General features: G+C 72.8%; 8 protein-coding genes. 1 reads left to right on the plus strand and 7 read right to left on the minus strand.

Features of this window, described 5'->3' with window-relative positions:
* Window positions 1–37 precede the first annotated feature (37 nt).
* The 7 genes from VM306_RS03940 to VM306_RS03970 all read right to left on the minus strand — a co-directional run bounded on the left by VM306_RS03940 (window position 38) and on the right by VM306_RS03970 (window position 13,821).
* Window positions 38–7,273, minus strand: a complete 7,236-nt coding sequence (locus VM306_RS03940) for an SDR family NAD(P)-dependent oxidoreductase (protein WP_325510944.1) — start codon at window positions 7,271–7,273, stop codon at window positions 38–40.
* 86 nt (window positions 7,274–7,359) lie between these two features.
* Window positions 7,360–8,838: an aldehyde dehydrogenase family protein gene (locus VM306_RS03945; protein ID WP_325510946.1), complete on the minus strand. Its 1,479-nt coding sequence runs from the start codon at window positions 8,836–8,838 to the stop codon at window positions 7,360–7,362.
* Complete coding sequence (gene dpgC, locus VM306_RS03950) at window positions 8,835–10,118, minus strand: (3,5-dihydroxyphenyl)acetyl-CoA 1,2-dioxygenase DpgC (protein ID WP_325510948.1); 1,284 nt, start codon at window positions 10,116–10,118, stop codon at window positions 8,835–8,837. The genes VM306_RS03945 and dpgC overlap by 4 nt, the downstream gene beginning before the upstream one ends.
* A complete protein-coding gene (gene dpgB, locus VM306_RS03955; protein ID WP_325510950.1) occupies window positions 10,115–10,822 on the minus strand; it encodes an enoyl-CoA-hydratase DpgB in 708 nt (235 codons plus the stop codon). The genes dpgC and dpgB overlap by 4 nt, the downstream gene beginning before the upstream one ends.
* A gap of 37 nt (window positions 10,823–10,859) precedes the next feature.
* The gene (dpgA, locus tag VM306_RS03960; protein ID WP_325510952.1) at window positions 10,860–11,936 is read right to left on the minus strand and encodes a 3,5-dihydroxyphenylacetyl-CoA synthase DpgA; all 1,077 of its coding nucleotides are present in this window, start codon (window positions 11,934–11,936) and stop codon (window positions 10,860–10,862) included.
* 32 nt (window positions 11,937–11,968) lie between these two features.
* Window positions 11,969–13,399, minus strand: coding sequence for an FAD-binding oxidoreductase (locus VM306_RS03965; RefSeq protein ID WP_325510953.1), 1,431 nt, complete (start codon window positions 13,397–13,399; stop codon window positions 11,969–11,971).
* Complete coding sequence (locus tag VM306_RS03970; protein WP_325510955.1) at window positions 13,396–13,821, minus strand: hypothetical protein; 426 nt, start codon at window positions 13,819–13,821, stop codon at window positions 13,396–13,398. The genes VM306_RS03965 and VM306_RS03970 overlap by 4 nt, the downstream gene beginning before the upstream one ends.
* Before the next feature lie 208 nt (window positions 13,822–14,029).
* On the opposite strand from VM306_RS03970, the gene dpgD reads away from it, so the two are divergent.
* Window positions 14,030–14,824 (plus strand): enoyl-CoA-hydratase DpgD, encoded by a 795-nt coding sequence (gene dpgD, locus VM306_RS03975; RefSeq protein WP_325510957.1) that lies wholly within the window; start codon window positions 14,030–14,032, stop codon window positions 14,822–14,824.
* Window positions 14,825–14,833 lie beyond the last annotated feature (9 nt).

Consider the following 14,833-nt stretch of genomic DNA (forward strand, 5'->3'; position numbering starts at 1 on the left):
GGGCCGGTGAAAGGCCCGGAACCCCTGACGGTCACCCCTACAGACGCGCGATCCATTCCGACACCGCGCGTGCGGTGGCGGGTGCGTGTTCCTCCATCACGGTGAAGTGGTCACCGGGGACGTCGGCCACCGCGTCGGCGTACTTCCACGCGCTGCGCCAGTCCTCGGCCGTGCCCGACCAGGTGGGCACCCGTTCGGTGGCTCTGACGAGCAGGGTGGGCACGCCCACCGCCGACGGCGTCCAGTCGAGGTCGAGGTAGCGCGCCATCGCGGTGAGCCAGGCGTCGCCCGCGTCCTCCGGGGGACGGCGGCGGTCGTCGAGCAGCCCGCCGAGCAGGCCGGGCAGCACCGCGTCCGCGGTGTTCTCGCCGGAGGGGTAGACGTCGACCAGCGCGATGCCCGCCGGCGCGAGGCCCAGCTGTTCCAGGCGGTTCGCCACCGCGTGCGCCACCAGGCCGCCGGAGGAGTAGCCGACCAGCACGAACGGCTGGCCGCCCGCTTCGCGGCGCACCACGTCGGCCATCACCTCGGACACCGCCGCCGCGTCCGCCGGAACCCGTTGCCCTGCCACGAAACCGGGCTGCGGCAGCACCGAGACGTCCCGCTCGCCGCGCAACGCCGCACCGAACCGGGCGAACTGGTGCGCGCCCGACCGGCCGACGAACGGCGGGAAGCAGATCAGCCGCGGCGTGGCCGGGCCGTGCGCGAGCCGCACGGGGTCCGGCAGCTCCCCCGCGTCCAGCGGGCCTTCGAAGGACGTGCGGAACCCGGCGGTCTGCCGCAGCAGCCCCATGAACTCGTCCGACCGTCCCAGGTGGACGGAGCGCTGGAACAGCCCGACGATGCTGTCGCCCGGCGGTGTGGCGGCGACCGGGGTCTCCGGGAGGCCGGCGAACTCCGCGGCCAGCCGTTGCGCGACGGTGACCGGGGTCGAGTCGTCCTCGATCACGCTCGACCGCACCCGCAGGCCGGTCGCCGTGCTCAGCCGGTTGCGCAGCTCCACCAGGGACAGCGAGTCGAAGCCCAGCTCGAACAGGCCCTTGGTGACGTCGACGGCGTCCGCGCCGGCGTGTCCCAGCACCACGGCGGTGTGTTCGCGGACAAGGTCGAGGACGAGCTCGCCGCGGGTCTGCGGTGGTGCGTCGGCCAGCCGTTGTTCCAGTGACGTCGTCTCGGTGACCGCCGCCGCCGTCTGGCGAGGTGCGTGGCCCACGACGTGCCGCAGCAACGGGGGAACGTCGCCACCCGCCTTGGCCTGGGCGCGCAGGGCGCCGAGGTCCAGCCGGACGGCCGCGACGACGGGCAGAGCGCTGTCCAGGGCCAGGTCGAACAGGTCCAGTCCGTGGCGGGTCGGCAGCGGCAGGATGCCGGAGCGCGCCAGCCGGTGCAGGTCGGTGGCGTCCAGGTCTCCGGTGATCGCGCTGCGGTCGGCCCAGAGGCCCCACGCGATCGACGTGGCCGGCAGACCGGCGGCCCCGCGGTGCCAGGCCAGCCCGTCCAGCACCGCGTTCGCCGCCGCGTAGTTGGCCTGTCCCGCCCCGCCGAAGAGCCCGGACACCGACGAGAACAGCACGAACGCGCTGAGGTCCCGGTCGCCCACCAGCTCGTGCAGGTGCACAGCGGAGTCCACTTTGGACTTCAGCACCCGGTCGACCTGCTCCGCCGTCATGGAGCCGACCACGGCGTCGTCGATGACGCCCGCCGCGTGCACGACACCGGTGAGGGAGTCGATCCCGTCCAGCAGTCCGCGGGTCTCGTCGCGGTCGGCCAGGTCGCAGGCGACCACGTCGACCCGCGCGCCGAACCTGCCGAGCTCGGCGCACAGCTCGGCCACGCCCTCCGCGGCGGCGCCGCGCCGTCCGGCCAGCACGATCCGCCGGACTCCGCGCGCGGAGACGAGGTGCCGGGCGACGTGCCCGCCGAGCACGCCCGTTCCCCCGGTGATCAGCCAGGTCCCGATGGGATCCGCGGCCTGGGGCACGGTCAGCACGATCTTGCCGATGTGCCGCGCCTGGCTCATGAACCGGAACGCCTCCCGCGCGTCGCGGACGTCCCACGCCCGCACCGGAAGCGGGGTCAGCGCACCGGCGGCGAACAACGCGAGCACCTCGCGCAGCATCTCGCCGAGCCGGTCGGGACCGGCGTCGTGCAGGTCGAACGGCCGGTACCGCACGCCCGGCACGTCGTCGCGCAGGTCGGTCTTGCCCATCTCCAGGAAGCAGCCGCCTGGCGCGAGCAGCCGCAGCGACGCGTCGACGAACTCGCCCGCGAGCGAGTTGAGGACCACGTCCACTCCCCGTCCGCCCGTCACCGCGCGGAACTCGGCCTCGAAGCCGAGCGTGCGCGAGGACGCGATGTGGTCGGCGGCGACCCCGGCCGCCCGCACCGCTGCCTGCTTGGCCGGGCTCGCGGTGGCGAAGACCTCCAGCCCGAGGTGCCGCGCCAGCTGCACGGCCGCCATGCCGACGCCACCCGCGGCGGCGTGCACGAGGACGCGGGCGCCGGGCCGTGCTCCGGCCAGGTCGACCAGGCCGAGGTAGGCGGTCAGGAACACGACGGGCACGGACGCCGCCCGCGCGAACGACCAGCCGTCCGGCATCGGGGCCAGCAGCCGGTGGTCGGTGACCGCGACCGGGCCGAGCGCGTCGGTGAACAGGCCCAGGACCCGGTCCCCCGGCACGATCCCGGTCACGCCGGGGCCGACCCCGGTGACCACTCCCGCGCCCTCGCTGCCCAGCCGGCACTCGCCGGGGTACATGCCCAGGGCCATCAGCACGTCGCGGAAGTTCAGCCCGGTGGCGCGCATGGCCACCGCGACCTCGCCCGTCCCGAGCGGGGTGGTCGCGGCCGGGTTGGCGACGACCGTCAGGTTCTCCAGCGATCCCGTCTCGGTGACGTGCACCCGCCAGGCGCGGCCGAGTTCCCCGGGAACCTCCACACCGGACGTCCGAAGTGGACTCAGCCGTGGCGTGAGCACCTGCCCGGACCGCACGGCCACCTGGGCCTCACCGCTCGCGAGCACGTCGTCGAGGCAGTCCTCGAAGTCCGCGTCGACGTCGGCCAGCACGAAGCGTCCCGCGTTCTCCGTCTGCGCCGACCGCACCAGCCCCCACACGGCGGCGTGCGCGACGTTCGGGACGTCCTCACCCAGCGCCGTCGCGACCGCTCCCCTGGTCACCACGACGAGTCGTGACGAGGCGAACCGTTCGTCGGCGAGCCAGGTCCGCACGGTGCCGTGGACGCCGTGCGCGACCGCGTGGACGTCGGTGACGAGATCACCCGGTCCTGGCTCGCAGACGAGCACGACGACCTCGGGAACGGTGGCCAGACCGGCGAGTCCGTCGTGGCCCAGCACCGTCCACCGCGGCTGGGCAGAACCGTGGAGCGCCGCGGGTGCCCAGTCGACCTGGTAGACGTGGTCGGGCCGCGACGCCAGCCGGCCCGGTGACACCGACCGCAGTTCCAGCGCGTCCACCGACAGCACCGGCGCACCGCTCGGGTCCGCCGCGAACACCGACACGGTGCCCGGTCCGGTGGAGGTGATCCGGACGTGCAGCACGGACGCGCCCGTCGCGTGCAGCGTCACCCCCGTCCACGCGAACGGCACGAGCGCCTCACCGGGTTTGGCCTCTGCCAGCTCCAGCGGCACCAGGTGCAGCGCGGCGTCCATCAGCGCGGGGTGCATCCCGAACCCGCTGGCCTCGTTGCGCAGGTGCCCCGGCAGCGCCACCTCGGCGAGCAGGTCGTCACCGTGCCGCCACGCGGCCCGCAGGCCCTGGAACGCCGGGCCGTAGTTGTTGCCCCGCAGGGCAAGGCGGGGATAGGCGTCGCCGAGGTCGACCGGCACGGCCCCCGCGGGCGGCCAGCTCTGCCCGGCGGCGCAGTTGTTGCGCGGCCCGGGAACGGCGAACCCGCGGGCGTGCGAGGTCCACGGCGCGCCCTGGGCGGCCGGGTCGAGCCGGGAGAACACCTCGACCGGGCGTCGTCCGTCCGCGTCCGGCACGCCCAGCCGGACCTGCATCATCACCTGGTCGTCCTCCGACAGCACCAGCGGCCGTTCGAGGACGAGCTCCTCCAGCAGGTCGCAGCCGGTCTCGGCGGCCGCGGCGACCGCGAGCTCGACGAACGTGGTCCCCGGCAGCACCAGCGCGGACCCGACCCGGTGGTCGGCGAGCCACGGGTGCTGCCGGGGCGAGATGGGGCCGGTGAACACCAGCTCCTGCGTGTCGGCCAGCTCGACCTTGTGCCCCAGCAGGGCGGTCGGCGCGGCGAGCACGGTCTGGCCCGCGGCGACGGTCTCCGGCAGGTCCAGCCAGTAGCGCTTGCGCTGGAACGCATAGGTGGGCAGCGCGACGCGGCCCCGCGCGGGCACCAGCTCGGCCCAGTCGACGCGCTGGCCGGTGACGTGCAGGCCGGCCAGTGCCGACGTCAGCGCGACGGGTTCCGGCCGGTCGCGCCGCAGCAGCGGCAGGATGACCGTCTCGTCGGCGCTGTCGGCGACGCAGTCGGCGGTCATCGCGGACAGCACGCGGTCGGGCCCCAGCTCGACGAACCGGCTGACGCCCTGGCCGAGCAGGAACCTGATGCCGTCGTGGAAGCTCACCGGCTGCCGGACGTGCCCCGCCCAGTACTCGGGTGTGCAGACGTTCTCGGCGATCGCGGCGCCCCCGGTCACGTTGGACACCATCGGGATCAACGGCGGAGCGAACGACAGCTCTTCCAGCACGGACCGGAACTCCGCGAGGATCGGTTCCATGTGCGGCGAGTGGAACGCGTGCGACACCCGCAGCCGCGTGGTCTTGACGCCCTGGTCGCGCCAGTGGTCGGCCAGCCGCAGCACCACGTCCGTGTCGCCGGAGATCACCGTCGACTCCGGACCGTTCACCGCGGCCACGGACACGCTGTCGGCCAAGTCCCGCAACGACTCCAGCACGACGTCGTGACCCGCGCCGATGGCGACCATCGCTCCGCACGACGGCGCCTGCTGCATCAGCCTGCCGCGCGCGACCACGAGCCGTGCCGCGTCGGGCAGGGACAGCACGCCGGCCACGTGCGCGGCGGTCACCTCGCCGACCGAGTGGCCCGCCACGAAGTCCGGCCGCACGCCGAACGACTCCAGCAGCCGGACCAGCGCGACGCCGAGCGCGAACAGCGCCGGCTGGGCCCACTGGGTCTGGTCGAGCACCGACGCGTCGGCGACCACCTCGTCGAGGGGACGTTCCAGCAGCGGGTCGAGCACGTCGCGGACCTCGTCCCAGGCCTTGGCGAACGCGGGGAACTCGCGGTGGAGCTCACGGCCCATGCCGACGCGTTGCGACCCCTGCCCGGAGAACAGGAACCCGGTGCGCCCCTGCACCACCTTGCCGTGCACGACGTCCGCGCCGGAGCCGTCCCCGGCCAGGGACGACAGACCGGCGAGCAGGTCCGCGCGGTCCTGCCCCAGCACGACAGCGCGGTGGGCCATGCTCGACCTGGTCGACGCCAGGGCGGCGGCGACGCGCACGAGATCGGCGTCCTGGTCGGCCGTCACGAAGTCCCGCAGCCGGGCGGCCTGCCCGCGCAACGCGTCGGGGTCCGCGGCCGAGATCAGCCACGGCGTCACACTCGGTTGTCGCGCGGTGGTGTCGTGGTGGTCGACCGGCTGGGACTGTTCGATGATCACGTGGGCGTTCGTGCCGCTGACCCCGAACGCCGACACGGCGGCGCGGCGCGGGTGCCCGTTCTGCGTCCACGACCGGGCTTGCGTGAGGAGCCGGACCGCGCCGGTCTCCCAGTCGACGTGCTGGGAGGGCTTGTCCACGTGCAGTGTCCTGGGCAGCAGGCCGTGCCGCATCGCCATGACCATCTTGATGATCCCGGCGACTCCGGCGGCCGCCTGGGTGTGGCCGATGTTCGACTTGATCGACCCCAGCCACAACGGGGTCTCGCGGTCCTGGCCGTAGGTCGCGAGCAACGCCTGCGCCTCGATCGGGTCGCCGAGGGTCGTGCCGGTGCCGTGCGCCTCCACGACGTCGACGTCCGATGTGGACAGTCCGGCGTCGGCGAGCGCGCGGCGGATCACGCGTTGCTGCGACGGCCCGTTCGGCGCGGTGAGGCCGTTGGACGCGCCGTCCTGGTTCACCGCGCTGCCGCGGACGACCGCCAGGACCTGGTGGCCGTTGCGCTGGGCGTCCGACAACCGTTCCAGCAGCAGGACTCCGACGCCCTCGCCCCAGCCCGTGCCGTCGGCGGCGTCCGCGAAGGCCTTGCAGCGGCCGTCCTTCGACAGGCCGCGCTGCCGGCTGAACTCGAGGAACACGCCGGGGCTGGACATCACCGTCGCCCCGGCGACCAGCGCGAGCGTGCACTCGCCGCGCCGCAGCGCCTGCCGGGCCAGGTGCAGCGCCACCAGGGACGACGAACACGCGGTGTCCACCGTCATCGCCGGGCCCTCCAGCCCGAACGCGTAGGCCACCCGCCCGGACGCGGCGCTCGTGAGGCTGCCGATCAGCCGTTTGCCCGCGACGTCGCCCACCGCCTGGTGCGGGCGCGGGCCGTAGTCCTCGTACGCCAGCCCGACGTACACGCCGGTCTGGCTGCCGCGCAGGGTGGACGGGTCGATCCCGCTGCTCTCCAGCGCCTCCCAGGAGGTCTCCAGCAGCAGCCGCTGCTGCGGGTCCATCGCCAGCGCCTCGCGCGGCGAGATGCCGAAGAAGCCCGCGTCGAACTCCCCGACGTCCCGCAGGAACCCGCCTTCCCTGGTGTAGCACCGCCCAGCGGCCGGGTCGGGGTCGTAGATCGCGTCCAAATCCCAGCCGCGGTCGGAGGGGAACTCGCTGACGGCGTCCTGTTCCGCCACGACCAGCCGCCACAGGTCGTCGGGCGAGGAGATGCCGCCGGGGTACCGGCAGCTCATGCCGACCACCGCGACCGGCCCGTCGTCGGCCTGCGGCGCCGCCGTCTCCTGCTCCGCGGACCGCACGCCGGTGAGCCGGGTGCGCAGGTGGGCCGCGAGCGAGACCGGTGTCGGGTGGTCGAACAGGATCGTGGCGGGCAGCGCGAGACCGAGCGCCTCGCCGACGCGTTCGCGCAGCCGGGCCGCGGTGGCGCGGTAGAACCCGAGCCGGCGGAACGGCGCCTCGGGATCGAGCCGGTGGGCCGTCGTGTCGCCGAGCACGTCCGCCGCCAGCGCGCGGACCGCGTCCAGCACGATCCGGTCCTGGTCGGCGGGTGAGCGCCCGTCGAGGCGGGCACGCAGGCCCTCCGTCCCGAAGACGTCCATGGTTCCAGTCACTCGGCACCCCCGGCCGCGTTTCAAGTTCTCAGGTGTTCGCACGCCTCAGACCGGTGGCGTGACCCGCCACCGGCACGTCTCTGCCGTCAGAACGGGTAAGCCGCCGGCACGTCCCGGCTCGTCAGCCACCGCCACTGCGTGAACTCGTCCCAGCTGTGCAGCGCCCCGTACCTGCTGCCGTTGCCGGACCCGCCGCGCCCGCCGAACGGCACGTACGCGTTGTCGTCGATCGTCTGCGCGTTGACGTGCACGATCGCGGTCGTGAGCCGCTCGGCCAGTGCGGCGCCGCGGGCCACGTCCCCGGTCTGCACGGCGGCGACCAGGCCGTAGTCGGTGTTGTTGGCGACCGCGACGGCTTCGTCCTCGTCGCGCACCACGACCACCGGCGCCACCGGGCCGAAGACCTCCTCGGTCCACGCGGGCATGTCCGTGCTCACCCCGCCGAGCACCGTCGGCCGGTAGAACAGCTCCTCGTGCGTGCCGCCGGTGTGCAGGGTCGCGCCCGCCGCCACGGTGTCCCGCACGATCTGGTCCACGCGCCGCAGCTGGCGTTCGTTGATCAACGGGCCGAGGTCGGCGTCCGTGGTCCACGGGTCGCCCACGCGCAGTGCGGCGGCCCGCTGGGTGAGCCGGTCCAGGTACTCGTCGGCGACGTCGGCCAGCACGATGTGCCGTCCGGCGGTCATGCACACCTGGCCCTGGTGGAAGAACGAGCCGAACGCGCCCGCGCTGCTCGCCGCCACCACGTCGGCGTCGTCCAGCACGATCAGGGCGTTGTTGCCACCCAGCTCCAGCGACATCCGCTTCAGGGCACCCCCCGCCGCCGCACCGACCTGGCGGCCCACCGCGGTCGAGCCGGTGAACGCGATCATGGCGATGTCGGGGTCGGTGGTCAGCGCCGCGCCGGGGCCCGCGTCGCCCGGCAGCACGTGCAGCACGCCCGCGGGCAGCCCCGCCTGCTCGAAGACGGCGGCGAGCAGCAGCCCTCCCGCCACCGGGGTGTTCACGTCGGGCTTGAGCACCACGGCGTTGCCGAGCGCGAGGGCGGGTGCCACCGCGCGGGTGGCGAGCAGGAGGGGGAAGTTCCACGGGCTGATCACGCCGACGACGCCGAGCGGGACGCGCCGTGCGGTGCTGCGCTGGCCGCGGTCGGCGGGCAGCAGATGCCCGTGCGGGTGTGTGGGCAACGAGGAGGCGACCCACAGTTCGTCCACTGTGGAACCGACCTCGGCGTCCGCCTTGCCGGGAACGGCACCGCCTTCCCGGACGAGCCAGCGCGCGACCTCGGCCCGGTGGTCGGTCAGCAGCTGCGCGGCGCGGCGCAGCACGGCGGCCCGTTCGACGGCCGGTGTCGCGGCCCACGCGGGTTGCCTCGCCGCGGCCAGTGCCGCGGCGGAGCGGATGTCGTGGCGGTCGGCCAGGCCGACGGTGATCAACGCCTGCCCGGTCGCGGGCTCGGTGATCTCGGCGGTGCCGCCGTGCGACGTGGTCCAGCCGCCGCTGAACACCTTGCCGCGCACCAGGTCTGCGTCCAGCAGACCGGTCCGGCTCTCGACGGCGGTCATGCGCTGAACCTCGCGACCTTGCCCAGGACGTCCGCGCTGTAGAGGCGCAACGCCTGTGTCAGCGCGAACTCCGCCATGTACTCGCGGAACTGGTCCACGGGTTCGTCGGCGTGGTTGAGCATCCGCCGGTTCGGCGCGACCGCAGGACTGGCGAGCACGTCCGCGGCACGGTCGACCGCCTGGTCCATCTCCCTGGGGTCGGCCACGTCGTCCACGAGCAGCCGGGCGTCCTGTTCGCTCGCCCAGACCTTGCGGCCGCCCAGCACGATCTGCCGGGCGATCCGGCTGCCCACGGCCCGTGTCAGCCTCAGGTTCGCGAGGCCCGGCACGATGCCCTCCTGGGCCGCGGGCAGGCTGAGGTAGGAGTCCGAGGCGGCCACCACGTGGTCCAGCACGAGCAGCAGCTGCATGCCGCCGCCGATCGCGAACGTGTCCACGCCCGCCACCCACGGCTTCTCGATCCGCTGGCCGAGTCCGTCCTCGGTCAGCACGCCCCGCACGAGCTTGCTGATGAACCCCAGCTCCCTGCCGAGCAGGAAGTCGACGAACGAGATCTTCCCGCCGTGCAGGTGCTTGAGGTTGATGCCCGCGCTGAACACCCGGCGTCCCGCGTACCGCGGATGCGTCATCACACCACCGCGCAGCACGCCCACGTGCGTGCCGTCGTCGAGCAGAACGAGGTCGACCGCGGTCTCCAGGTCCGCGGTGAGCTCGTTGTCCTCGGCATTGAGGCAGTGGATGTTGGTGATCGTCACGTGCGCGATGCCGTCGCGGCGCTCGATCCGGACCGTGCCGAGCTCGAGCGAGCCCGAGGCGCGGAAGTCCGGCAGCAGCGCCAGGGCGCGTCCGGTCGGCAGCAGCATGCTGTCGACCAGGTGCCGCCCGGCGCCGGGGTGGCGCAGCACGTGCTGGAAGAAGATGCCCTGGTCGATCTCCCTGCCCTCCTTGCGCTGCTGCGCGAGGGAGGACTCGGCGGCGAGCTCGTCCGCCGTCGGCACCAGGCCGGGAAACCGTTCTGCGGCGGAGAGAACCAGTTCCGAGATCCGCGGCCGCCGTGTGCGGCCGTCGGTCAGCGCGTCGTAGACCTCATCGGCGTGCTGGGCCATGAACCGGGCCCGCAACCGGCGTGACTCGTGGTGCACACCGTCCGCCAGTGCGATCTGGGCGGTGGTGCGGTCTGCTTTGGACGGTAGGGATGCCAGATCCCGCACGCCTTCGCTGGTGAACTGCTCCAGCGCGCGGGCGTCCGTGTCCAGGGAGGAGGAGGCTTCGGTGATCACCGCGCCGGCTCCCCCTGCGCCTGGCGCAACGTCCTGTCGCACGCCGCCAGGTGCGCGCCCAGCGACTCCTCGAAGCTCGTGGTCGCCGCGTCCAGCACCAGCCGCCGCCGGATCGCGGCCTCGGTGCCGCCACGACCCGCCACCTCGGCCGCCCTGGCCGCCGCTGCCGCGAGCGGGTCCGGCGCGATCTCGTCGACCAGCCTGCGTTCCGCGGCCTCCAGGGCGGTGAGCTCCTGGGGGAACAGCACGAGCCCGCGGGCTTCCCGCACACCGAGCTGGGTGGTCATGCGGTGCACGGCCATGCCGGGCCACACCTGGCCGGAGTCGCACAGCGGCGGCGCCACCGACGCGTCCGGGGCGGCGATCCGGTGGTCGCACGCCAGCAGCAGGTCCAGCGCACCGCCTCCGCACCGGCCGGTCACCACGGCGATCGTCACCGCGTCCAGCCGCTCCAGCCGGCGCAGTGCCTGCTCCCAGCGGTTCACGTGCGCGATCTCGGCGGCACCCGGCCACACCCGGTCACCCGGCGGCGTGTCGCCACCCGCGAGGTGCACCACCACCGCGCCGGGACGCGTGTCCTCCGCTCGGTCCACCAGCCCGATGAGGTCGGTGACGAGAGAGGACGCCAAGGCCGCCGAGGTGTCGACGCGGACGACGAGGCCCGCGTCTCCCGGCCGTGCGGTCGTAACAGAAATCGAAGACAAAGCCCCCGCCACCTCACTCGCCGAACGAAACCGAAGGTCAGTACCGGACCAGGGCCGTCTCGATGGTCGAACCCGGTCCCATGGTCATCAGAACGCCGTAGTCGCCGGGCTCGACGCGTCCTTCGTCGAGCAGGCGCTCCAGGGAGAACAGGAAGGACCCGCTGGACACGTTGCCGTAGTCCCGCAGGATGCTCGTGGTGTGCCGGACGTCGTGCCTGGTCAGCCCCAGGTTGATCATCACGGAGTCGATGACCTTCTTGCCGCCGGAGTGGATGATCCAGTGCTTGACGTCGCTGCGCCGGACCTCGGTGCCGACCAGCAGCCTGCCGATCACGTCCTCGACGTTCGCGCCGACGACGTAGGGCACCTCGCGGTCCAGGAAGAAGCTGAACTTGCCGTGCGAGTCGTCCCAGTCGTAGCGCATCGCGTCGACGGCCTCGGGGATGATGCAGCTCGCGAACTTGAGGATCTCCGGGCCGGAACGCGTCGGTTCCTGCTCCGCCGTCACCGCGATCGCCGCGGCGCCGTCGCCGAAGAGGCTGTTGACCACCGAGCTGCGCATCGTGCCGTCGAAGACGTACGCCGCGGAACACGCCTCGACGCAGATCATCACGGCGAGCTTGCCCGCGTGCGTGGAGGCCCAGCCGTTGACCGAGTTGAGCGCGTTGAGCCCGGCGTTGCAGCCCATGCCGACCACGTCGAGCCTGCTCATCGCCGGCGGCAGGCCCAGCTTCCTGATCAGCAGCGCCGTGAACCCCGGCGTGAGGAACCCCGTCGAGGAGACGCAGCACAGGTGCGCGACGTCGGTCAGGTCCGCCTCGGCGTCCTTCAGGCACGCCTGCAACGCGCGGGCGGCCATCTCGATCCCCTGCTCGCGGTGCTTGGCCAGCAGCTGGCCCTGCGACTCCACCGCCCGCCCGGCCGGCGTCTCGGCCGGCAGGGTCAGGTAGCGCCGGTCGATGGCGCTGTTCATGAACACCGACCGGATCTTCGGGTCGTCGATGCGGAAGATGTCGAGGATCTGGCGCTGGGTGTAGCTGGTGTCGGGCACCGAGGTGCCCACTCCCACGATTCGGGCGGCCGTGGCCGCGCGTGTCTCCACTTGCGTCGTCATGTGCCGCTCCGAAAGGGTGGATGGACCGTGCTTCAGGCGCTGACGCCCTGCGGGAACGAGAACAGCCCTGCCGGGTCCCAGGCCTTCTTCACCTCGGCCAGCCGCGCGTGGTTCTCGCCGTAGTACGACCACTGCCAATCTCGCAGAGCAGGATCGGGGTAGTTCACGTACGAATGCCCGTTGGACAACGGGTCGAGCACCGAGAATCCGGCTCCGACCCATTCTTCAGCGGCCCGCACATATTCCTCGTCATAATCGAAGTCGGGATTCTGACCACCCAGCGCGAATTTCCCGAGGAACTGCGCGTCGCGGTGGACGTACGCGGTTTCGGTGCTGCTCACGTCGTTCGCCGCACCGCCGAGGGACATCAGCGCGAAGTAGCGGAACTGGCCCGCCCGCCGGTTCTGCTCGAACACCTCGAGCGCCTCGCCCAGCGAGTGCCGGCCCATCGGCTCGGTGAACAGGCGGTGCCGTTCGCGCTGGAACGGCTGGCGCGGCAGCGCGGCCTCGGGGTTGTCGCCGGCGCGGCGGCGTTGCCGCGGGGACATCCCCTCGACCCGGTACAGCTGGTACATCGCCTGCTCGTACGGGAGCTCGCCCACCAGCCGCAGCTGCGGCGCGGCGACCTGGCACAGCTCGTCGAGAGCCGCGTCCGCCTCGGCCTGCGAGCCCAGGTACGCGCCGTGCATGAACACCGCGGGCTCGGCGCCGGGAGCCGCGTCGACCAGCAGCGCGCCGATCTCCGACGACAGCGGGCGCGACCCGGCCGATGACCAGTGCTGCCAGCGTTCCAGCAGGTCCAGGGCGTGCTCCCAGGACCACGACAGCGTGAAGTTCGTCATCGACGGCACCGACACCGGACGGACCTCGAAGCCCGTCACGATGCCGAAGTTGCCGCCACCACCGCCGCGCAACGCCCAGAACAGGTCGGCGTTCTCGTCGGCGGACGCCCGGACGGCCTGTCCGTCCGCGGTCACGAGGTCGACGGACACGACGTGGTCGCTGGCGGGTCCGGACGACCGGGTCTGCCAGCCGATCCCCCCGCCCAGGAGGTAGCCGCCCATGCACACGGTCGGGCAGATTCCCGTGACCACCTGCTGCCCGTGCTGGTGCAAGGCGGCGACCACCTCGACGGCCAGTGCACCGGGTCCGAGACCCACCGTCGCCCCGCCGCCGCGGACGTGGTCGATCCGGGAGGTGTCGACGACCAGGCCCTCGGTCGTCGACCACCCGGCGAAGTTGTGCCGCCCGCTGCGCGGTGCGACGGAGATGCCCTGCTCAGCGGCGAAGGTCAGGCACGCCTGCACGTCCGCGGTGCTCGCACAGAACGCGATCGCGTCCGGCCGCACCCGGTCGTACTCCACGATCTGCAGCTGCCTCGCGGTGTCGTAGCCGGCGTCGGCGGGCCGGGTGAGCTCGCCGCTCAGCCTGCCGCGCAACGCCTCCCAGGCCGCCGTGCTCACGCGACGGAGGTCTTGCTGTCGGCCACGACCTCGTCCTTCGGCACGCAGACGATCGGGTAGTCGGGGGTGACCACGTCTACCCGGCCCGCGGCGAACGTGTACGTGCCGGGCACCTCCGCCACGAACTCGGCGTGGCCGCCGGTGAGCAGCACGGCGTGGCCGCCGATCACGCGGTTGGCGTTGGTCAGCCCGGTCGCGGTGATCTCGGTCCGCACGGCGCCGCCGACGGTGATCGTCAGGTCGCCGGTGATCGCGCGGGCCGGGAGGCTCTTGCGGGTCGGGTCCAGGGTGCGCAGGGTGACCTCGACGTTCACCACGTCGCCCAGCCGCACCTCGTCCGCGGTGGTGATGGTGATCTCCAGATCGGCCACTTCCGGTTCGCGGTCCTGAGCCGACTGGGACAGGTAGGTGAAACGGCCCATGTCTTCAATCCTTCGCTCGAACAATGCGCAATTCGAGATTCCCTGAATTCATTCTCGACCCTACTGGAGCACCCTGTGCCTGGCACCCCCTTACCGGAACCCCTCATGCGGGGGTCCGCTCACCCCTATCGAACACCCCTAAAAATGTGCCGGCCGGACCGTTCGCGCTAATCTCGCCTTTCGGTCCGCATTCACCTGGGGGAAAACCGTGACCCGAGTCCGCTACGAGAAGAAGGGCCGCGTCGCCCGCGTCACGCTCGACCGCCCGGCGGTGCTCAACGCGATGGACCTGCGGACGCACGCCGAGCTCGCCGAGGTGTGGGACGACTTCGAGCGCGACGACGAGCTGTGGGTCGCGGTGCTCACCGGCGCCGGGGAGAAGTCGTTCTCCGTCGGCCAGGACCTCACCGAGCTGGTGGCCAGGACGCGGGAGGGCACCGCGGCGCCGTCGACGTTCGGCAGCAGGGGCAAACCGGGCTGGCCGCGGCTGACCGAGCGGTTCGACCTGGCCAAGCCCGTGGTGGCGCGGGTGAACGGGTACGCGTTGGGCGGCGGTTTCGAGCTGGCGCTCGCGTGTGACGTCGTGGTCGCCGCGGAGCACGCGACGTTCGCGTTGCCGGAGGCCAGGCTCGGGCTGATCGCCGGCGCCGGTGGCGTGTTCCGGCTCGCCGGGCAGATGCCGTTCAAGTCGGCGATGGGCCACCTGATCACCGGCCGCCGGCTGAGCGCCGCCCGCGCGTACGAGCTCGGTCTGGTCAACGAGGTCGTGCCCGCGGCGGAGCTGGACGACGCCGTGGACGGCTGGGTGCGGGACATCCTGCGGTGCGCGCCGCTCGCCGTCCGCGCGATCAAGGAGGCCGCCACGACCGCGGCGACACTGCCTCTGGAGCGCGCGTTCGCGACCCGGTACGTCTGGGAGGAGCGGCGGATGCACAGCGAGGACGCCCTGGAAGGCCCGCTGTCCTTCGTGGAGAAACGCGAACCGGAGTGGCGCGGGCGCTGACGCGCCACC

It is taken from the genome of Lentzea sp. (assembly GCF_035525475.1).
In the GTDB taxonomy this organism is placed as follows: domain Bacteria; phylum Actinomycetota; class Actinomycetes; order Mycobacteriales; family Pseudonocardiaceae; genus Lentzea.

Excerpts from the sequence above, each read along its gene's own strand:
- VM306_RS03970 (WP_325510955.1), bottom strand. The coding sequence starts at position 13,821 with ATGGGCCGTTTCACCTACCTGTCCCAGTCGGCTCAGGACCGCGAACCG.
- VM306_RS03945 (WP_325510946.1), bottom strand. The coding sequence starts at position 8,838 with ATGACCGCCGTCGAGAGCCGGACCGGTCTGCTGGACGCAGACCTGGTG.
- dpgA (WP_325510952.1), bottom strand. The coding sequence starts at position 11,936 with ATGACGACGCAAGTGGAGACACGCGCGGCCACGGCCGCCCGAATCGTG.